At 66.6% G+C, this 20,427-nt stretch carries 18 protein-coding genes; 12 read left to right on the top strand and 6 right to left on the bottom strand.

The genetic code is table 11. The features are described 5' to 3' along the window. Window position 1: 1 nt before the first annotated feature. The 7 genes from ACE10Z_RS39780 to ACE10Z_RS39750 all read left to right on the top strand — a co-directional run bounded on the left by ACE10Z_RS39780 (window position 2) and on the right by ACE10Z_RS39750 (window position 6,800). Window positions 2-1,015, top strand: coding sequence for an ABC transporter permease (locus ACE10Z_RS39780; protein WP_375785551.1), 1,014 nt, complete (start codon window positions 2-4; stop codon window positions 1,013-1,015). 9 nt (window positions 1,016-1,024) lie between these two features. Next, the gene (locus ACE10Z_RS39775; protein ID WP_375785550.1) at window positions 1,025-1,924 is read left to right on the top strand and encodes an ABC transporter permease; all 900 of its coding nucleotides are present in this window, start codon (window positions 1,025-1,027) and stop codon (window positions 1,922-1,924) included. Between the two features lie 300 nt (window positions 1,925-2,224). Beyond that, window positions 2,225-4,036 (top strand): dipeptide ABC transporter ATP-binding protein, encoded by a 1,812-nt coding sequence (locus tag ACE10Z_RS39770; RefSeq protein ID WP_375785549.1) that lies wholly within the window; start codon window positions 2,225-2,227, stop codon window positions 4,034-4,036. A 19-nt stretch (window positions 4,037-4,055) separates the two neighbouring features. Continuing rightward, the gene (locus ACE10Z_RS39765) at window positions 4,056-4,235 is read left to right on the top strand and encodes a DUF4089 domain-containing protein (protein ID WP_298368483.1); all 180 of its coding nucleotides are present in this window, start codon (window positions 4,056-4,058) and stop codon (window positions 4,233-4,235) included. A 7-nt stretch (window positions 4,236-4,242) separates the two neighbouring features. Next, window positions 4,243-5,640, top strand: coding sequence for an AtzE family amidohydrolase (locus tag ACE10Z_RS39760; RefSeq protein ID WP_375785548.1), 1,398 nt, complete (start codon window positions 4,243-4,245; stop codon window positions 5,638-5,640). A gap of 1 nt (window position 5,641) precedes the next feature. After that, complete coding sequence (gene hpxZ / locus ACE10Z_RS39755; RefSeq protein ID WP_375785547.1) at window positions 5,642-6,034, top strand: oxalurate catabolism protein HpxZ; 393 nt, start codon at window positions 5,642-5,644, stop codon at window positions 6,032-6,034. 28 nt (window positions 6,035-6,062) lie between these two features. Further along, window positions 6,063-6,800, top strand: a complete 738-nt coding sequence (locus tag ACE10Z_RS39750; protein ID WP_375785546.1) for a GntR family transcriptional regulator — start codon at window positions 6,063-6,065, stop codon at window positions 6,798-6,800. A gap of 52 nt (window positions 6,801-6,852) precedes the next feature. Here ACE10Z_RS39750 and atzF read toward each other — a convergent pair whose 3' ends face one another. Together atzF and ACE10Z_RS39740 are read right to left on the bottom strand one after the other, a co-directional pair. Continuing rightward, window positions 6,853-8,673: an allophanate hydrolase gene (atzF, locus tag ACE10Z_RS39745; protein ID WP_375785545.1), complete on the bottom strand. Its 1,821-nt coding sequence runs from the start codon at window positions 8,671-8,673 to the stop codon at window positions 6,853-6,855. 204 nt (window positions 8,674-8,877) lie between these two features. Continuing rightward, window positions 8,878-9,408 carry a MarR family winged helix-turn-helix transcriptional regulator gene (locus ACE10Z_RS39740; RefSeq protein ID WP_375785544.1) on the bottom strand — a complete coding sequence of 177 codons (531 nt, stop codon included), beginning with the start codon at window positions 9,406-9,408 and terminating at the stop codon, window positions 8,878-8,880. 155 nt (window positions 9,409-9,563) lie between these two features. On the opposite strand from ACE10Z_RS39740, the gene ACE10Z_RS39735 reads away from it, so the two are divergent. Then, entirely contained in the window at window positions 9,564-11,429 is a 1,866-nt protein-coding gene (locus ACE10Z_RS39735) for a feruloyl-CoA synthase (protein WP_375785543.1), read from the top strand. Window positions 11,430-11,867: 438 nt separating this feature from the next. Here ACE10Z_RS39735 and ACE10Z_RS39730 read toward each other — a convergent pair whose 3' ends face one another. After that, window positions 11,868-12,392 (bottom strand): MarR family winged helix-turn-helix transcriptional regulator, encoded by a 525-nt coding sequence (locus tag ACE10Z_RS39730; protein WP_223974993.1) that lies wholly within the window; start codon window positions 12,390-12,392, stop codon window positions 11,868-11,870. Between the two features lie 82 nt (window positions 12,393-12,474). Between ACE10Z_RS39730 and ACE10Z_RS39725 the strand changes: the two genes are divergently transcribed. Both ACE10Z_RS39725 and ACE10Z_RS39720 read left to right on the top strand, forming a co-directional pair. Further along, window positions 12,475-13,677: a cytochrome P450 gene (locus ACE10Z_RS39725; protein ID WP_375785542.1), complete on the top strand. Its 1,203-nt coding sequence runs from the start codon at window positions 12,475-12,477 to the stop codon at window positions 13,675-13,677. Between the two features lie 55 nt (window positions 13,678-13,732). After that, window positions 13,733-14,959, top strand: a complete 1,227-nt coding sequence (locus ACE10Z_RS39720; protein ID WP_375785541.1) for an ABC transporter substrate-binding protein — start codon at window positions 13,733-13,735, stop codon at window positions 14,957-14,959. Window positions 14,960-15,322: 363 nt separating this feature from the next. On the opposite strand, the gene ACE10Z_RS39715 is transcribed toward ACE10Z_RS39720, so the two are convergent. Beyond that, window positions 15,323-15,982, bottom strand: coding sequence for a cysteine hydrolase family protein (locus ACE10Z_RS39715; RefSeq protein WP_375785540.1), 660 nt, complete (start codon window positions 15,980-15,982; stop codon window positions 15,323-15,325). A 150-nt stretch (window positions 15,983-16,132) separates the two neighbouring features. Between ACE10Z_RS39715 and ACE10Z_RS39710 the strand changes: the two genes are divergently transcribed. Further along, the gene (locus ACE10Z_RS39710) at window positions 16,133-17,083 is read left to right on the top strand and encodes a helix-turn-helix domain-containing protein (RefSeq protein WP_375785539.1); all 951 of its coding nucleotides are present in this window, start codon (window positions 16,133-16,135) and stop codon (window positions 17,081-17,083) included. Between the two features lie 24 nt (window positions 17,084-17,107). Here the strand turns inward: ACE10Z_RS39710 and ACE10Z_RS39705 are convergent, their stop codons facing one another. Both ACE10Z_RS39705 and ACE10Z_RS39700 read right to left on the bottom strand, forming a co-directional pair. Further along, a complete protein-coding gene (locus tag ACE10Z_RS39705; protein ID WP_375785538.1) occupies window positions 17,108-18,382 on the bottom strand; it encodes an NAD(P)/FAD-dependent oxidoreductase in 1,275 nt (424 codons plus the stop codon). A gap of 115 nt (window positions 18,383-18,497) precedes the next feature. Next, window positions 18,498-19,904 carry an MFS transporter gene (locus ACE10Z_RS39700; RefSeq protein WP_375785537.1) on the bottom strand — a complete coding sequence of 469 codons (1,407 nt, stop codon included), beginning with the start codon at window positions 19,902-19,904 and terminating at the stop codon, window positions 18,498-18,500. A gap of 192 nt (window positions 19,905-20,096) precedes the next feature. Here ACE10Z_RS39700 and ACE10Z_RS39695 point away from each other — a divergent pair, with 192 nt between their 5' ends. Further along, window positions 20,097-20,405 (top strand): hypothetical protein, encoded by a 309-nt coding sequence (locus tag ACE10Z_RS39695; protein ID WP_375785536.1) that lies wholly within the window; start codon window positions 20,097-20,099, stop codon window positions 20,403-20,405. Window positions 20,406-20,427 lie beyond the last annotated feature (22 nt).

Here is a 20,427-nt window from a genome sequence, read left to right as displayed (position 1 = left end):
CATGCTGACCCTGATCGGCAAGCGGCTGCTCTTTGCGATCCCGTCGCTGATCGGGGTCGTGATCGTGACGTTCCTGCTGACACGCGCGCTGCCGGGAGATCCTGCGGCGTATTTTGCAGGGCCCGCGGCGACCAAGGAGGCGGTCGACCAGATCAGGAAGAAGCTCGGCTTCGACAAGCCGCTGATCGAGCAGTTCGTCCGCTACACCAACGATCTTGCCCATGGCGATCTCGGCACGTCGCTCACCACGGGCCAGCCGGTCGCGGCCGAGCTGCGCAACCGCCTGCCGGCGTCGGCCGAACTCACTCTGCTCGGCCTCGTCGCCTCGATCGTGATCGCGATCCCGCTCGGCGTGCTGGCGGCGACGCGGCCGGGCTCGTGGATCGATCATCTCTGCCGGGTCACCACGACGGCCGGCGTGTCGCTGCCGGTGTTCTTCACCGGGCTCGTGCTGGTTTACGTGTTCTACTTCCGGCTCGGCTGGTCGCCGGCGCCGCTCGGCCGGCTCGACGTCTTCTACAGCACACCGCCGACCGTCACCGGCTTCTATCTCATCGACACACTCATCGCCCGCGACTTCGAGGCGTTCCGCTCGGCGTTCAGCCAATTGATCCTGCCGGCGGTGACGCTCGCGATCTTCTCGCTGGCGCCGATCGCGCGGATGACGCGCGCCTCGATGCTGGCGGTGCTGGCGTCAGATTTCGTCCGCACCGCGCGCGCCAGCGGCCTGTCGCCCGGCAAGGTGATCGTGACCTACGCGTTTCGTAACGCGATGCTGCCGGTCATCACCACGCTCAGCATGGTGTTCTCGTTCCTGCTCGGGGCCAATGTGCTGGTGGAGAAGGTGTTCGCCTGGCCCGGCATCGGCTCCTACGCGGTCGAGGCGCTGATCGCATCCGACTTCGCGCCGGTGCAGGGTTTTGTCCTCACCATGGCGGTCATGTACGTGCTGCTGAATCTGTTGATCGACATCCTCTATGGCGTGATCGATCCACGCGTGCGGCTGGAAGGGTAAGGAGGACAGATGAGCAGCGTTGCCCCCACTGTTGAGCCGGTCGGTCCCGCGCGCACCTCCGGGCTCGCCGCAGTCTTCGAGCAGACCCGCTATGTGCTGAGCGAGAACAAGGTCACCGGCTTTGCCTTCGCGCTGCTCGTCCTGATCCTGTCCGCCGCGCTGTTCGGGCCTTATGTGGTGCCTTACGATCCGCTTGCCTCGAACACCGCGGCGGCACTGAAGCCGCCGTCGGCCGCGCACTGGTTCGGCACCGACCAACTCGGCCGCGACATCTTCAGCCGCGTCATCGTTGCAACGCGGCTCGATACCTTCATCGCGGTGGCCTCCGTCGTGCTGGTGTTCCTGATGGGCGGCTTGGCCGGCATTGCCGCCGGCTATTTCGGCGGCTGGACCGATCGGATCGTCGGCCGCATCGCCGACACCATCATGGCGTTCCCGCTGTTCGTGCTGGCGATGGGCATCGTCGCGGCGCTCGGCAACACCGTGCAGAACATCATCATCGCGACCGCGATCGTGAATTTTCCGCTTTACGCGCGCGTCGCTCGCGCCGAAGCAAATGTTCGCCGCAACGCCGGCTTCGTGCAGGCGGCGCGGCTCTCCGGCAATGGCGAGTACCGTATCCTGCTCGGGCACATCCTGCCCAACATCATGCCGATCATGATCGTGCAGATGTCGCTCACCATGGGCTATGCGATCCTCAATGCCGCCGGACTCTCGTTCATCGGGCTCGGCGTCCGGCCGCCGACCGCGGAGTGGGGCATCATGGTCGCCGAGGGCGCCGGCTTCATGGTGTCCGGCGAATGGTGGATCGCGCTATTCCCGGGCCTTGCGCTGATGATCGCAGTGTTCTGCTTCAACCTGCTCGGCGACGGCCTGCGCGACATCGTCGACCCGCAGCGGAGGACGTGATGACGGGTTTCAATTCGCTCCACGCCCGTCTTCGCCTCGCCCCGCCTGCGGGGAGAGGCCGGATCGCATGCAATGCGATCCGGGTGAGGGGGAGTCTCCGCGAACTCCTCAGCTGGCTGTGTGCGCTGATAGAGGCCCCTCATCCCAACCTTCTCCCCGTAAGAACGGGGAGAAGGGGTACACCGCCGCAGCGGAGGACGTGATGACTGTCTCTTTGCGGTGTCGCGCTACCGTTTCGCTACTTTGCATGGGGTTGTTTTGCAGATTTTTGGATGACGCCTCGCATGAGGGGAGCCGCGCATGACCGCCCAGCCCCTGCTCGACGTCAGCGACCTCACGGTCGAGTTCACCACGCGTCGCGGCATCGTCAAGGCGGTGCAGCACGTCAACATATCCGTCGGCAAGGGCGAGACTGTCGGCATCGTCGGCGAGTCCGGCTCCGGCAAGTCGGTGACGTCATACGCGGTGATGCGGATTCTCGATCGCGCAGGCCGGATCGCCGAAGGTTCGGTGATGTTCTCCGGCATCGACGTCAAGGCGGCGACCGAAAGCCAGATGCGCGATCTGCGCGGCCGCGAGGTCTCGATGATCTTCCAGAATCCGCGCGCAGCGCTCAATCCGATCCGCAAGGTCGGCCACCAGATCGAGGACGTGCTGCGCCAGCATGTCCAGCAGGCGCAGGTCACCGATCGCGGCGAGACGGCGATCGAGGCGCTGGAGCAGGTCAAGATCGCGCGTCCGCGCGAGCGCTATCACGCCTATCCGTTCGAGCTGTCCGGCGGCATGTGCCAGCGCGTCGTCATCGCGCTGGCGCTGGCCTGCAACCCGCAGCTTCTGATCGCGGACGAGCCGACCACGGGTCTCGACGTCACCACCCAGAAGGCGGTGATGGACCTGATCGTCGAGCTGACCCGGCGCCGGTCGATGTCGACGATCCTGATCACGCATGACCTTGGCCTCGCCGCCGCCTATTGCGACCGCGTCGTGGTGATGGAGAAGGGCCGCGTGGTCGAAACGGCGAAGTCAGCCGACATCTTCGCCGCACCCCGGCACGACTATACGAAGAAGCTGATGCGCGCGACGCCGCGGATCGGGGTGTCGCTCAGGGACTTGTTGCCGGAGGAGGAGGCACTTTCTTCCGCCTCGCCCCGCGTGCGGGGAGAGGCCGACGCGCGCAGCGCGGCGGGTGAGGGGGACTCTCCGCATACTGTGCTCGCGGATACAGCCCCTCACCCCAACCCTCTCCCCGTAAAGAACGGGGAGAGGGAGCAGACGCAACCGCTCCTGCTGGTCGAAAAGCTCGTCAAGGAATACCCCCGCCAGGGCGCGGGCTCGGTGCTCACAAAATTGTTCGGTCGCAAGCCGCCGGTCGAGGAGGAGGTGTTCCGCGCCGTCGACGGCATCAGCTTTTCGATCGATCATGGCGAGAGCGTCGGGCTGGTCGGCGAATCCGGTTGCGGCAAGTCGACGACGTCGATGATGGTGATGCGGCTGCTCGACCAGACCTCCGGCCGCATCGTGTTCGACGGCGAGGACATCGGCGGCATCATGCCGCAATCCTTCGCGCGGCTGCCGCGACGCAGCCAGATCCAGATGGTGTTCCAGGATCCGACCGACAGCCTCAACCCGCGCTTCACCGCGGCGCGCGCCATCGCGGACCCGATCATGCAGCTGGGCGACATCAGGGGGCGCGACGCGCTCCGCGACAGCTGCGAGGAGCTGGCACGGCTGGTCGGCCTGCCGGTCAATCTTTTGGACCGCTTTCCGCACCAGCTCTCCGGCGGCCAGAAGGCCCGTGTCGGTATCGCGCGCGCGATTGCGCTGCATCCGAAACTCGTCATCCTCGACGAGCCGACCGCAGCGCTCGACGTCTCGGTGCAGGCGGTGGTGCTCAATCTGCTGCAGGACCTCAAGCAGTCGATGGGCATGAGCTATCTGTTCGTGTCGCACGATCTCAACGTGGTGCGCCTGCTGTGTGATCGCGTCATCGTGATGCGCGCCGGTCGCATCGTCGAGCAGGGTGCATCCGAACACGTCTTGGGCAATCCGCAGGATGCCTATACAAGGGAGCTGCTCACGGCGATCCCGCATCCGCCGTTGCCGGTGGCTTGAGAAACTTATTGGGAGCGAAATGGACGATCATCTCGACGACTACATGAACGCGGTCGCCCGGACGATGGCGTTGCCGCTGGAAGAAACCTGGCGTCCGGCGGTGCGCGCCAATCTCGAGGTCGCGCTGCGGCTGGCGCGGCTGGTCGACGACTTCCCGCTGCCCGATGACGTCGCCTCGGCCGCCGTCTACTCGACCTGAGATCGCGATGTCCGAAACTCCCGCTTTCATGTCGGCCGCCGAAATCGCGCAGGCCGTATCGAACCGCAAGATCACGGCCCTCGCCGCGACCGAAGCGGCGCTCGCGCGCATCGCGGCGCACGACAAGATCCTCAATGCCTTCACCGACGTCACCGCCGATCGCGCGCGGGCCAGGGCCAGGGCGGTCGACGCCGCAATCGCGGCCGGCCAACCGGTCGGCCCGCTTGCGGGCGTGCCGTTCGCGGTGAAGAACCTGTTTGACGTGCAGGGCCTCTCGACCCGCGCCGGATCGAAGATCAATCGCGACCTGCCGCCGTCGCCCCGCGATGCCACGTTGATCGAGCGGATGGAAGCGGCCGGCGCCGTGCTGGTCGGCGCGCTCAACATGGGCGAATACGCCTACGACTTCACCGGCGAGAACGCGCATGACGGTCCGTCGCGCAATCCGCATGATCCGACGCGGATGGCCGGCGGCTCCTCGGGCGGCTCCGGCAGCGCCGTCGGCGGCGCGCTGGTGCCGATCGCGCTCGGCTCCGATACCAACGGCTCGATCCGGGTGCCGTCGTCATTCTGCGGCACGTTCGGCCTGAAGCCGACCTATGGCCGGCTATCGCGCGCGCGATCCTTTCCGTTCGTCGCAAGCCTCGATCATCTCGGCCCGTTTGCGCGCAGCGTGACAGATCTCGCGCTCGCCTATGACGTCATGCAGGGGGCCGATGCCGATGATCCCGCCTGCAGTGTGGAGTCGGTCGAGCCGACCGTGCCGCTGCTTGCCAATGATGTCGGCCGGCTGCGCGTCGCGATTGCCGGCGGCTACTTCCAGCAGAATTTGTTGCCGGAGGCCGTCGAAGCGGTCGCGCGCGTGGCCAAGGCGCTCGGCGCCACGCAGACCGTGGAACTGCCGGAAGCGGCGCGCGCCCGCGCGGCCGCCTTCATCATGACAACGACCGAGGGCGCCGCGCTGCACCTCGATCGGCTGCGCAAGCGGCCCCGCGACTTTGACCCGCCGGTTCGCGACCGCCTGATCGCGGGCGCGATGATCCCGGCGGTCTATGTCGACAAGGCGCAGAAATTCCGCCGCTGGTACCGCGCCAAGGTGCTGGAGCTGTTCCAGTCGGTCGACGTGATCCTAGCGCCGGCAACGCCGTGCACGGCGCCGAAGATCGGTCAGGCCACCTTTACGCTCGATGGGGTCGAGCTTCCGGTCCGCCCCAATATCGGTATCCACACCCAGCCGATCTCCTTCATCGGCCTGCCGGTGGCCGCCGTGCCGGTGCCGCTTGAACCGATGCCGATCGCGGTGCAGATCATTGCCGCGCCCTGGCGCGAGGACATTGCGCTGCGGGTCGCCTACGCGCTGGAACAGATGGGCGTCGTGGCGGCTCCCGCGCCAAGAGGAATCTAAAATGGAGATCGATCTTCCCGACGTGCTCGCCGAGGTCACCGCGCAGTTCGAGCGTTACGAGCAGGCGCTGGTCTCGAACGATGTCGCCGTACTCGACGAGCTGTTCCGCAACGACAGCCGGACGCTGCGCTATGGCATCGGCGAGAACCTCTATGGCTACGCCGAGATCGCGGCGTTTCGCGCGGGGCGGCCGGCAGCCGGGCTGATGCGCAGGATCGACCGCACCGTGATCACGACCTATGGCCGCGACACCGCGATCGCCTCGACGCTGTTCTATCGGGACAGCGCACCCGGGCGGGTGGGGCGGCAGATGCAGACATGGATTCGCTTCGCCGAGGGCTGGAGAATCGTCGCCGCCCATGTCAGCGTCATTGATGAACCCAAGGAGGCTTGATCAGGGTGATTGAGAGGGCGTTTCAGCCATGAGCCTGGACGATCTTCCGACCCGCGCGCCGCAGCCGCAGGGCACCGAGCCGGAGCCGCTGGTGCGGCGTGTCGATCGCGCGTCTTCGTTGGCAGACAAGACCACCCGCGCCGAAGAGCTCCGGCTGCAGCTCGCCGACGAGATCGTGCGCGGCACGCTGCCGCCGGGCGCCGGGCTCGACGAAACCGATCTGGCGCGCCGCTTCAAGGTCTCGCGCACCCCGGTGCGCGAGGCGCTGCGGCAGCTGGCCGCCAGCGGCCTGATCGACGCGCGCGCGCATCGTGGCGCGGTGGTGGCGCGGCCCTCGCTCGAGCGGCTCACCGGCATGTTCGAGGCGATGGCCGAGCTCGAGGCGATGTGCGCCGGCCTTGCCGCCGAGCGGATGACAGCGGCGGAGCGCCACGCGCTGGAGGCGGTCCATGAGGAGCTGCGGATGCTGAGCTACACCGGCAATCCCGAGCGCTTCCATGAGGTCAATGAGCGCTTCCACAATGCGATCTACGCCGGATCGCAGAACGCCTACATCGCCGAGATCACGCTTGCGACGCGGGTGCGCGTTCAGCCGTTCCGCCGCGCCCAGTTCCGCAATCTCGGGCGGCTGGCAAAATCGCATGCCGAGCACGACCGCGTCGTCGTCGCCATCATGCGCGGCGACAAGCCAGGTGCCGCCGCCGCGATGCGCGCCCATATCGAGCAGGTGCGCGGGGAATACGAGACCTACGCGGTGTCGGTGTAGCCTTCCTTACCTCGCCCCGCTTGCGGGGCGAGGGAGCTCACTGTCGGAGCTGCTACCCCTTCGCCTTCTCCGCCATGAACGCCCGCCAGCCGCCATAGGCCGAGATATCCTTCGCGCCCGCGATCGCGGCGGGCTCGACGATGAAGCCTTTGGCCTGCCGTCCATCGGCGAGCCTGATCGTGCCGATCGAGAGCGGCGGCGGAATCGCGGCGACGAATTTTCCGAATGCGGCCGGCGACATCGCCCACAGTTCGAGCTTGATCGCATGGCCCGTACCCGCCTCGATGCGCAGCATGCCGGGCTTCGGTGGCGTGGTGTCGAGCGCGTAGAGCTTGTAGTCCGCTGCGGTGGCAGTCTCCTCCAGCAGGCGGGCATCGAGCGTGTTCAGTTCATGATTCAGCGCCATGCCGGAGAGATGTGCGCCGACCACCGCGATCGTGATCTCGTCAGAGCCTGCTTGCGCCGGCACTTTGGCGAGCGGCGGCTGCGGCAGCGCCTTGGCGCCGAGCGCCAGTCCGGTGTCGGCATGGAACACGCGACCGATGCCGGCAAGCTCGGCGTCGCGGCCCGCGGGGGCGAGCAGCGTGATGCCGAATGGCGCGCCGTCAGGTCGCATCGCCGCCGGCAGCGCCAGGCCGCACAGATCGAGCAGATTGACGAAATTGGTGTAAGTGCCGAGCCGCGAGTTGAGCTCGATCGGGTTGGCCAGCACGTCAGCGGTTGAATAGATGGTCGGGGCGGTCGGCAGCACGATCGCATCGCACTGCGCGAAGGTGCGCGCGGCAACGCGGCGCAGCGCCTGCAGGCGATAGAGCGCGGAGAAGGTATCGGCCGCGGTGGGCCGGGCGCCGCCGATCGTGATCTCGCGTGTCACGGGATGGATCGCGTCCGGCGACGACGCCAGGAGGTCGCGGATCACGAGATAGCGCTCGGCGACCCACGGGCCTTCATAGAGCAACCGCGCGGTCTCGTAGAACGGCTCGAGATCGAATTCGACGAGATCGGCGCCGAGCGCCTGCCAGCGTTTTAGTGCCTCGCCATAGGCTTTCTCCGCCTCCCGATCGCCGAAGAAGATCAGCTGGCCGCTCCTGGGAATGCCGAGCTTCAGCTTCGCCGGAAACGTCGTGAGCGCTGCCAGCGGGCGATCGCGCGAGAACGGATCGGCGTCATCCGGCCCGGCCATCACGGCGAGCGCGGCCAGCGCATCGTCGACGGTGAGCGCGAACACCGAGATGCAGTCGAGCGTGCGGCAGGCCGGCACCAGCCCCGCGTTCGAGATCAGCCCGAGGCTCGGCTTGAGCCCGACGATGTTGTTGAGCATCGCCGGCACGCGGCCGCTGCCCGCAGTATCGGTGCCGAGCGACAACGGTACGAGGCCCGCCGAGACCGCGACCGCGGAGCCCGAGCTCGATCCGCCCGGCACCAGATCACCGCGCACCGGATTTTTGGGAATGCCGTAGGGCGAACGCACGCCGACCAGGCCGGTGGCGAACTGGTCGAGATTGGTCTTGCCGATGATGATGGCGCCGGCCGCGCGCAGTTTTGCCACCGCCGTGGAATCCTGCGCGGGCATGTAGGCGAATGCCGGGCAGGCGGCCGTGGTCGGCAGCCCCGCGACGTCGATATTGTCCTTCACCGCGACCGGCACGCCATAAAGCGGCAGCGTCGGATCAGCGAGCCGCGCGGCCTCGGCGAGCGCGTCCTGCTCGTCGCGCAGGCTGATGAAGATGGCGGGATCATTATGCTCGCGGATGCGCTGGTAGCTGCGCGCCACGGTTTGCGACGGCGTCATGGTCCCGGCGCGGTGTGCGGCAACGATCGCGGCGACAGTTTCAGTCACGTGGTTGGCCTCGTCTTTGGTGCGGTGAGGCATCGGAAGCCCGCCGCGAGGAAATTGCAGCCTGATCGAAGCAAGCAATGTGCCATTGTGTACAATGCGCCTGCACCCGCGGCGCGACGGATTATTGCATAATATCAGTTGCTTGAAATGGTCGCTGGTAGCTGAAGCGAGCTGGCTTGAGTACGCGTCTGCTCAATCTTGAGGCAAGCGTGACCCGGCCGAAATCCGGCCGATCGATCAGGTGAAGCAGGCGAGGATCTGCAGCAGCCGCTCGCGGTTTTCCTTGCCGATCTTCTCGGCGACATGCCGCTCGTGCTCGGCGGCGAGCCGCTTGAACCGGGCCAGCGCGGTCTTGCCGCGCCCGGTCAGATGCAGCGCATGCGAGCGGCGGTCGGTGGCGGAAGGGATGCGGCTAACGAAGGCGCGTTCTTCCAGGCTGTCGAGCAGGTGCACCAGCCGCGCGCGCTCGATCCCGAGCCGCTTTGCGACCGCCATCTGACTCAGGCCCGGATTGGCCCCGATCACGGTCATGACCGAATATTGGGTCGGGCGGATGTCGACCGTTGCCAGCGTCTTGATGAAGTCCTGGAAGATCCAGAGCTGGAAGCGCCGCACCGCATAGCCGGCGTGGCCGACCAACGCGTCGAGGCCGATGTCGTCGCCAGTGTCACCGTCATGCGCCCGGCCATTCGCCGCGCGCGCCCGGGGGCGGCGGATTGCCGCTGCCGTTCCTGCCGCCTTGCGCGACGTCTGTTGCTTGCTCGCCATGACCGTAACGCTAGCGCGCTTGAGGCGGGAGGGAAAGATTGTTGTTGACGACAACAATTGATGTCCGCAACATTATGACCAAAGAGCCCGGCCGGGACCGCGGCGCCGCACCATGTTGCGGCGCGATCCCGCAAGACACGGGCGAGGAGGAAATCATGACGACGGTCGCCGCCAGCGGAGACGATCCGCACCGCCTGTTTGCCACGCCTGCGATCGTTGCCGTCAGCCGCGAGGACGGCAGCATCCTGGTGCGCTCCACCACGCCGCTGCAAGACAGCGCCCGCTGCGTCGGCGACTGGCTGGAGCATTGGGCGCGGCAGGCGCCGGATCGCATCTTCCTCGGCGAGCGCGCCAGCGCCGAAATGCCCTGGAGCACCGTCAGCTATCGCGAGGCGCTCGGAATCGTGCGCCGGGCCGCATCGTGGATCCTGGCGCAAGGGCTGAGCACCGAGCGGCCGCTCGTCATCCTCGCCGACAACGGCATCGATCACGCGCTGTTCGCGCTCGCGGCCCAGCATGTCGGCGTGCCCTCGGCCGCGATCTCGCCGGCCTATTCGCTGATGTCCCGGGACTTCGACAAGCTGAAGAGCATGATCAGCCTGCTCGATCCCGGCGCGATCTATGTCACCGGCACAAAGCCGTTTGCGGCCGCGCTTGCCGCGATCGCGCCGCTGCATCGGGCGACCATCGTCAGCGGCAATCCCGAAGATGCCGCGGCGCTGGCGTTCTGCACTGTCGCGGCGATGTCTGAATCACCGGAGGTCGCCACCGCCTTTGCCGCGGTGACGCCGGACACGATCGCGAAATTCCTGTTCACCTCGGGCTCGACCGGCACGCCGAAGGCCGTGATCAACACCCAGCGCATGCTGACCTCGAGCCAGCAGGCCAAGGCGCAGACCTGGACGTTCCTGGAGCAGGCCGGCGAGGAGCTGATCATATTGGACTGGCTGCCGTGGAGCCACACCTTCGGCGCCAACCACAATTTCAATCTGGTGCTGCGCAACGGCGGCACGCTCTATATCGACGGCGGCAAGCCGGCGCCCGGCCTGTTCGCGACCTCGCTCGCCAATCTGCGCAGCGTGGTGCCGACGGTCTATTTCAACGTGCCGCGCGGCTTCGACATGCTGATCGCGGCGCTCCGCACCGACGAGGAATTACGCCGCAAGTTCTTCGCGGGCACCAAATTCGCCTTCTATGCCGGCGCGGCGCTGCCGCAGAATTTGTGGGACGCGCTGGAGGAATTGTCGCTGCAAACCGTGGGACGACGCCTGCCGATGGTATCGGCCTGGGGATCGACCGAGACTTCGCCGCTCGCGACCGATTGCCATTTCCTGGCAAAGCGCTCCGGCAATATCGGGGTGCCGATATCAGGCACCGAGCTCAAGCTCGTGCCGTCGGGCGACAAGCTCGAGGTGCGCGTGCGCGGGCCCAATGTCACGCCGGGCTATTGGAAGGCGCCCGAACTCACCCGAGAGGCTTTCGATGACGAGGGCTTCTACAAGATCGGCGACGCCGTCACCTTCGCCGATCCCGACCGGCCCGATCTCGGCCTGTTCTTCGACGGCCGCGTGGCGGAGGATTTCAAGCTCAATTCCGGCACCTGGGTCAGCGTCGGCACCTTGCGGGTTGCCGGCATCGCGGCGCTGGCGCCGCTCGCGCAGGATATCGTCGTCGCGGGTCACGGCCGCGACGAGGTGCGCTTCCTGGTGTTCCCGAACCTCGCCGCCTGCCGTTCGCTGGCGGGACTGCCCGAGAGCGCCGGCGCGCAGGAGGTGATCGGCCATCCGGTGGTCCGTTCCGCGATCGGGCAGGGGCTGGCGCGGCTGAAGGCGCAAGGCGACCATTCCTCCGGCCATGCGACCCGTGCGCTGCTGCTCGCCGAGCCCGCCTCGGTCGACGGCGGGGAAATCACCGACAAGGGCTACATCAACCAGCGCGCCGTGCTGACGCGCCGCACCGCGGCAGTGGCGGTCCTGGAGGACGACGCGTCGTCCGAGCCGATCGCCTGCGCGGGGTCGTGACGTGATTTGGGCCGGCGCAGCGTTGGGAGGACGCCACGCACACCGCCGTCGTCCCTGCGAAAGCAGGGACCCATACTCCGCGGCCGTAGTTGTCTACAAAGGTCGTCGTTCCGCCGGCGCGCAATAATCAGCATTGGTGGTCCCGGCTCGGAGGCCGGGACGACACCGGGTTTGTGGCAGGGCTTGTGGATCATCCAAGTTTTAGCTTTGCAAACCGCCGGGTTCCCCGCTGCTTCCTCTCGCCGCGCCGCACACGTTCGTGTTTTTAGTTGCCACGGCAACTAGGCCGTGCGAGTTTCCGCACCCATAGGGAAAGGGCCGGTCAACGGCTACGCTTTTGGGAGGACAATGTTGCGCAGCACGGCGCCAACGGCACGCATGGAGGGACTGACGAAGACCGCGGTGGCGCAGGGCGCAGCCCGCGGTCCGGCCGCGTCGTCAGGTCGTGCTTTGCCCGGTCACGGCGCCGAGATTCTCGTGCAGCCGGCGCAGCAGGTCGATCAGCACCTCGCGCTCGTCCTTTTTCAGGCACGACAGCAGCCGCCGCTCGCGCTCCAGCGCCGCGACGATGACCTTGTCGTGGATGGCGCGGCCGCGCGCGGTCAGGGTGATCGAATGGGTGCGGCCGTCGTCCGGCGCGGTGCGGATCGTCAGCAGGCCGCGCTTCTGCAGCGCCGCGAGGTTGCGGCTGACCGGGCCCTTGTCGAAGCCGATCACCTGGCAGATGCGGGAGGCGGGAATGCCCGGCTCGATCGCCAGCTGCGAGATGATTCGCCACTCGGTGACGTTGACACCGAAATTCTTCTGGTAAAACGCAGTGGCGCTGTTCGACAGCTTGTTGCCGATGAAGGTGATGAACGCCGGCACATAGCGATTGAGGTCCAGCAGCGGGCCATCGGTGGCATCTGCGGGATCGGCCGGTTTGGGCCGGCGGGGCTTTCGGGGGAGGGGCTGGCTGCTCATCTCTCAAATCATCGCTGCGAAACTGTTCGGGAGCAATAGACATGCGGCCCGTGTTGACAAGTTCAAACCTCGGGAGGTCCCAATGACTGCAACAGCAGGTGCGTCCGTCCCGCATCTCGACGTCGATCCGTTCGCGCTCGAATTCTTCGCCGACCCGTTCCCGACCCATGAGCGGCTGCGCGAGGCCGGGCCGGTGGTCTATCTCGACAAGTGGAATGTCTACGGCGTGGCGCGCTATGCCGAGGTCCATGCGGTGCTGAACGATCCCGCGACGTTCTGCTCGAGCCGAGGCGTGGGCCTCAGCGACTTCTCCAAGGAGAAGCCGTGGCGGCCGCCCAGCCTGATCCTGGAGGCCGACCCGCCGGCGCACACCCGCACCCGCACCGTGCTGAGCTCGGTGCTGTCGGCGACGGTGATGAAGCAGCTTCGCGGCCGGTTTGCCGCCGCGGCGGAGGCCTGCGTCGATGCGCTGCTGGAGAAGCGCAATTTCGACGCGATCGAGGATCTTGCGGAAGCCTATCCGCTGTCGATCTTCCCGGATGCGCTGGGCTTGCGGCCGGAGGGCCGCGAGCATCTGCTGCCTTACGCAAGCCTGGTGTTCAACGCCTTCGGGCCGCCGAACGAACTGCGCAAGCAGGCGATCGAGCGCTCCGCGCCGCATCAGGCCTATATCGCCGAGCAGTGTCAGCGCGACAATCTCACCCCTGATGGCATCGGCGCCTGCATCCATGCCCATGTCGATAGCGGTGCCATTACCGCGACCGAGGCACCGCTGCTGGTGCGCTCGCTGCTATCGGCCGGTCTCGACACGACCGTCAACGGCATCGGCGCCGCCGTCTACTGCCTTGCCCGCTTCCCCGACCAGTTCCAGAAGCTCCGCGGCGATCCGACGCTGGCGCGCAACGCGTTCGAGGAAGCCGTCCGGTTCGAAAGCCCGGTGCAAACGTTCTTCCGCACCACGACCCGCGACGTCGAGCTCAGCGGGGCCAGCATTCCCGAAGGCGAGAAGGTGCTGATGTTCCTGGCTGCGGCCAATCGTGATCCGCGCCGCTGGGAAGCGCCCGACAGCTACGACATCACGCGTCGCACGTCGGGCCATGTCGGCTACGGTTCGGGCATCCATATGTGTGTCGGCCAGCTCGTCGCCCGCCTCGAAGGCGAAGTGATGATGGCGGCGCTGGCGCGTCGTGTCGCCAGGATCGAAATATCAGGTGAGCCGAAGCGCCTTTTCAACAACACGCTGCGTGGGCTGAGCAGCCTGCCGGTCGAGATCACGCCGGCCTGACGAGACGCTCGATACCGGCAAAAGGTTGGTTTGAGGAAACATGGGAGGGGATACGATGAGGGGCTTTGGGGTTGGGCGATTTGGGATTGGACTTGCGCTGGCATTGGCCTGCGCCGCGGGCAGCGCACGCGCGGAGATTTCCGACAATGTCGTGCGGGTCGGCGTGCTCAACGACATCTCCGGCATCTTCCAGGACACCAACGGCATGGGTTCGGTCGAGGCCGCGCGGATGGCGGCGGAGGATTTTGGCGGCGGCGGCAAGGGCATCAAGGTCGAGATCGTCTATGCCGATCACCAGAACAAGGCTGACGTCGGATCTGCGATCGCGCGCAAATGGCTCGATGTCGAAGGCGTCGACGCCATCGTCGACGTGCCGAACTCGGCCGTCGGCCTTGCGATCAACACCGTGCTGCGCGACTCCAGGATGACGTTCCTGGCGTCGTCGACCGCAAGCTCCGATCTCACCGGCAAGGCCTGCTCGCCGAACACCATTCAATGGGTCAACGACGCCTGGGCGACCGGCAACACCACGGCCGCCGCGATGATGCAGCGTGGCGGCAAGGACTGGTACTTTGTGACCGTCGACTACGCACTCGGCAAAGGCATCGAAGCCGAGGCGACGAACTACATCGAGAAGCACGGCGGCAAGGTGCTGGGATCGAGCAAGCATCCGCTCGGGACGTCGGACTTCGCGTCCTTCCTGCTGCAGGCGCAGAATTCGAAAGCAAAGGTGATCGGGCTCGCCAATGCCGGCGGCGACACCATCAATGCGGTGAAGCAGGCGGCCGAGTTCGGCATCCAGGAGGGCGGCCAGACCATGGTGGCGTTCCTGCTGTTCGTGAACGACGTCCACGGCATGGGCCTGAAGGTCGCGCAGGGCCTGCAACTGCTCGAAGCCTTCTACTGGGACATGAATGACGACACCCGCGCCTTCGCCAAGCGCTTCGCCGCGCGGCCCGGCATGAACGGCAAGATGCCGAGCGGCAATCAGGCCGGCGTCTACGCCTCGACGCTCGCCTACCTCAACGCGGTGGCGGCCACCGGCGGCGACGACGCCAAGGTCGTGGTGCCGCAGATGAAGACCTTCAAGGGCAAGGACAAACTGTTCGGCGAGACCACGATCCGCCAGGACGGCCGCGTCATCCACCCGATGTACCTGTTCGAGGTGAAGAAGCCGGAGGAGTCGAAGTACCCCTACGACTACTACAAGCTGATCGCGACGATCCCGGCCGAGCAGGCGTTCCGGCCGCTCGCCGATGGCGGGTGCTCGCTGGTGAAGTGAGGACGATGGTCGCGCACGTCTACATCCTCCCCTGGAGGGGTCGAGACGAGCGAAGCTCGCTCTGGGATCGGTTCGCATGGAATGCGAACCGAGGTGGGGTGAAGGTCCCTCCAGTCGAACAGTACCCGCGTTGAGAGATCACCCCACCCCGGCTCACACCTCGCTTCGCTCGCTGTGAACCGACCCTCCCCCTCCAGGGCCCCTCCAGGGGAGGGTGACAGGTAAGGGGACTTTCGATGCGGCGTACCGCCTGGAGAGACCGCAACCCCTCACCCGGATCGCATTGCGCTTCGCTTCATGCAATCCGGCCTCTCCCACAAGGGGAGAGGCGGACCGAATGTGCCGCGCGCCGTTCGCGACTAACTACGCAGCCTTCGCTGCTCCATCATCGGCCTTCACCCGCCCCAGCATCTCGGCGGCCGTCATCACATGCGCGGTTGAGAACGCGAGGATCGTCAGCGTCGCCCGGTGCACCTCGCCGGCGGACAGGGCGCCTTGGCCGACATCGGGATAGTCGAACGTGCCGGTCGCATCCGACAGGAAGACGACCTTGTAATTGTGGAACATGGCGTCGCGCGCGGTGGCGTGGCAGCAGTTCTCGGTGGTCGTTCCCGAAATGATGACCGTCGTGATGCCCCATTCGCGCAGGATGAGGTCGAGATCGGTGGCGAAGAACGCGCTGTAGCGGTGCTTCTTGATGACGTGCTCGCCCGGTGCCGGTGCCAGGTCGTTGAAGATCTCGACACCCGCGGTGCCATCGACCAGCGACGAGCGGTCGGCGATCGGCGAGTAGAGATCGTCATAGAGCCCCATGTCGCTGCCGTCGCGGCGATGCACATGCGCGGTGTAGATGACGCGGATGCCCTGGTCGCGGCAGGCCTTCAGGGTCTGCGTCAGAAGCGGCACCATGGCGGCGGCCTGCGCCGAACGCAGCTTGGCTCCCTCGGCCACGAAATCGTTCTGCATGTCGACAACGATCATGACGGTTCGCGCCGGGTCGATGATTTCGCATTGGTAGCCCATGTGGTGTCTCCTCTCCTGATGTGAGACATCTTCTACATCCGCCGCGGCAGCCGTTCTTGGCTGCGCCGGCCAGTTGCTGGACTCTGCTTGCCAGAAACGGGGGCTGGACGCAGAATATCCCCCTGCCGGGTTGGGCGGGAGCAAGGTCCGATGCAGACCCCAGATCATACAGTTGTCGTGCAAACGCTTGTTGCGCCGGGTGACAGTTTCGACCGCTGGCATCACATCACCTGCCGTGAATTCTCGCTGACCGAATGCCGCCGCGTCGCCGACGAGCAGTTTCAGGCGGCGATCTCGATCCGCCATTTCGGTCCGCTCGCCATCAACGACATCTGGTCGTCGACGCCGGCCGCCGACCGCATCCGGGTGATGCGCAGCGCGAGCGACGTCCGCAGGGACCCGCGCGACTATTTCATGCTGTGGCTCACGTTGCGCGGCGAGGTCAGCTTCGCGCAAAGTGGACGCGAGGTGCGCATGCGTCGGGGCGATCTCATGCTCCACGACCAGGCGCAACCGTTCACGCTCGAATTTGCCCCGAGCGCGCGTTCGATCATGGTGTCGATCCCGCGGCCGCTGCTGCTCGCGCGCCTGCCGGATGCGCAGCGGCTGACGGCACGACTGGTCGGCAACGCGTCGAAAGTGGGCGCGCTGGCGGGATCGTTGATCCGCCGGCTGACGCGCCTCGATGACGAGGCCGGGCCCGCTGCGATAAGGCTTGGCGCTTCAGTGCTCGATATTTTCGCGACGACGCTCCAGACCGAGCTGACGGACGGTGTGCCGCAGCGCGGCGACGAACGGCTGGCGCGGGTCAAGGCCTATATCCTGGCCCATCTCGACGATCCCGAGCTCGATCTCGGTACAATCGCCACCGCGCAGAACATGGCGCCGCGCACGCTCAATCGCCTGTTCGCGCGCGAGGGCACGACGCCGATCCGCTGGCTGTGGCAGCAGCGCCTCGCGGGAGCCTATCAGGCGCTGGCCGAGCGGCGCTTCACTCATGTCACCGATGCGGCGCTCAGCTTCGGCTTCAGCGACGTCTCGCATTTCAGCCGCGCCTTCAAGGCCGCGTTCGGCCGCTCGCCGCATCAGGTGCTGGGGTGACGAGATTGTATCGGTCAATAGTGCCTATTGCGCGACCTTGCTGCTGCCCTGGGTGATCAGCCGTGCGGCGCGCTGGTCGCGGGTGTGGATCCAGAGCCAGTTCATCGCCACCGCAATCCGGTGGCGCACGCCGATCAGGAAGTAGATGTGGGCGAGGCCCCAAATCCACCATGCCAGCGAGCCGCGCAGCTTGAGCCAGCCGAAATCGATCACCGCCTTCTTCTTGCCGATCTGGGCGAGGCTGCCGGCATGCTTGTAGCGGAACGGCGGCAACGTCTTGCCGTCGAGCCGGGCCTTGATCAGTGCGGCGACGTAGCGTCCTTCCTGCTTGGCGGCCGGCGCGATGCCGGGTACCGGATTGCCGTCGGGACCCTTGATCGTGACGGTGTCGCCGACCGCGAACACATCGGGATGGCCCGGCACGGTGAGATCGGGTTCGACCTGCAGCCGATGGGCGCGATCGGCCGGCGCGTTCAGCCATTCGGCGGCGCGCGAGGCGCGCACGCCGGCGGCCCAGACGATGGTGCGCGCCTCCAACGTCTTGCCGCCGAACACCACGCCGTCGGCCGAGCATTCGGTGACCGGCTGGCCCAGCATCACCTCGACGTCGAGCTTTTCCAGCGACGCCTGCGCGTAGGCCGAGAGATCGTCGGGAAATCCGGCCAGCACGCGCGGCCCGGCCTCGATCAGCACCACGCGCGCCTTGCGCGTGTCGATGTGGCGGAAGTCTTGCGGCAGCGTGTCCTTGGCGAGATCGGCGATGGTGCCGGCCATCTCGACGCCGGTCGGCCCCGCGCCGATGATGACGAATGTGAGCAGCGCCGCGCGCTTGTCGGGATCGCTCTCGCGCTCGGCGCGCTCGAAGGCGACCAGGATGCGCCGCCGCAGCGTGGTGGCGTCCTCCAGCGTCTTCAGGCCGGGTGCGAACGGCTCCCACTCGTCATGGCCGAAATAGGCATGGCGCGCGCCGGTGGCGAGGATCAGCGTGTCGTAGGGAATGCTGCCGCCGTCGTCGAGCTGCACTTGCTTCGCCGCCGCGTCGACGCCGCAGACATTGGCGAACAGCGTCGTCACCTCGGGCCGGTCGCGCAAGAGATAGCGGATCGGCCAGGCGATCTCGCTGGTCGCAAGCGAAGCGGTCGCGACCTGGTAGAGCAGCGGCTGGAACAGATGATGGTTGCGGCGGTCGATCAGGGTGATCTCGACCGGCGCGCCCGCGAGACCGAAGGCGGCTTCGAGCCCGCCGAAGCCGGCGCCGACGATCACCACGCGATGAGGTTTGGCCGGCGCTTGCGTCATCTGATGTCGCCCTCGGTTTCGAACGGCTTCGTCACTTGATTATGTAGTCATTCGCAGCCTCATTCCAACACGAAATGCCCTATCGCCCGATAGCGAAACCCAATCACTGCGCGCCTCACGCATCCTGCGGCGCGGCCGCGGCGACCACCCGTCGCCGCATCGGCAGGAACAGTCCCGCGACCGCGCCGGCGAACGACAGCGTCGCCGCAAGGCTCATCGCCGATGCGAATCCATTGGTGAAATGTCCGGACGAATCGGCGGCACCATTGGCAGTAAAGCTCGCCACCAGCGACGCGATGCCGAACATGCCGCCGAGGAAGCGGCCCATGTTGAAGACGCCCGACGCCTTGCCCATCTCGCTGACAGCAACCGCGCTCAGCACCGCGTTCTGCGCGGCCGGCATCGCCATCGATACGCCGACGCCGGCGAGCATCAGTGGTGCGATCAGCGCGGAGTAGGGCATCGACGGGGTGACGATCTCGCCGATCCAGCCGAGCCCGATCGCCTGCATCAGGAGTCCGGTGACCACGAGCGTGCGTTCGCCGAACCGGTTGACCACGGCGCCGGCGATCGGCGCCGTGACGAACAGTGTCGCCGTCCACGGCAACAGGCGCAGCCCGGCACCGAAGGCGTCGAAGCCGAGCGCGATCTGCAGGAACTGCGGCAGCAGGAACAGCACACCGTACATCGCGGCATAGAACAGCACGCTCGCGGCGATGCCGGCCGCGAACGGTCTGGCCGCGAACAGCCGCATCGGCACCATCGGGCTGGTCGCACGCAGCTCCCACAGCACGAACATCGCTGCCAGCGCGAGGCCGGCGATCAGCGCGCCCGTCACTTCCGCGCTGGCCCATCCGGCGCTGTTGCCGCGCAACAGGCCCCAGACCAGTGCCAGCGCCGCGAGCGCGACCAGCGACAGACCGGTGATGTCGAGCGGCGCCGTCGGCCCAAAACTTTCGCGCAGGCGCGCCAGCACGAGGGGGATCGCGACGAGGCCGATCGGCAGGTTGATCCAGAAGATCCAGCGCCAGCCGAGATGCTCGGTGATGAAGCCGCCGATCGCGGGGCCGATGATCAGCGCGCATCCGGTGATGCCGCTGAAAATGCCGAGCGCGCGGGCGCGCTCCTCGCGGCCGAAGGCACCGCTCAGGATCGCCATCGCCAGCGGCATCACCAGCGCCGCACCTGCGCCCTGCAGGGCCCGCGCGGCGATCAATGCCGCGGCATCGCCGGCCAGCGCGCAGGCCGCAGAGGCCACGACGAACAGGCCGATCCCTGCCGCAAACATCCTGCGCCGCCCAAAGCGATCGCCGAGCGCTGCGCCGGTCAGAAGCAGCACCGCGAAGGTCAGGTTGAAGGCGTTGACGGTCCATTGCAGCGTCTCCACGGCGCTGCCGAAATCGGCGCGGATGGTGGCGAAGGCCGTGGTCATGATCATGGCGTCCAGCGCCATCATGAAGGATGCCAGCGCGGTGAGGCCGAGCACCCAGCGCTGCTCGGTGCGCTGCTGTGAGGTTTGCATGGTCGTTCTCCGTTGGCCCGCCGCAGGGTTGCGGCGCGCTTCGCAGGCCAGGACGAACCGGGATGGGCAAAGGATGCGGCAAAGGAATATTTTTGAATTATTTTTGCCGGACCGCATCCTTTTGCCGCCCGCAAACGTCCTTAGGGCTGACGCGGCCGGTTCAGGCCGTAAAACCAGGCCAAGGAGGTTGCGATGAGACGGACCCTGATCAGGTACAAGACCAAGCCGGACATGGCGGAGAAGAATGCCGCGCTGGTTGCGGCGGTGTTCGCCGAGCTGAAGGCGGCCAACCCGGATGGCGTGCGCTATTTGACCCTGCGGCTGGAGGACGACACCTTCATCCATATGGTCGAGACAGCAGCCGACGACGGTTCGAGCCCGATCCCGAAGCTGGCGGCGTTCCAGACCTTCCAGGACGGCATCCGCGATCGTTGCGCCGAGCCGCCGCTGGTTCGCAGTGCTGTGATTGTCGGAAACTATCGTATGCTGGATACGCCGTGAACCGAGTGAACCGACTTGCCTT

The organism is Bradyrhizobium sp. Pha-3 (assembly GCF_042258615.1).
In the GTDB taxonomy this organism is placed as follows: Bacteria; Pseudomonadota; Alphaproteobacteria; order Rhizobiales; family Xanthobacteraceae; genus Bradyrhizobium.
The sequence above is the reverse complement of the archived record's forward strand: the minus strand, read 5'-3'. Positions and strand labels throughout refer to the sequence as shown.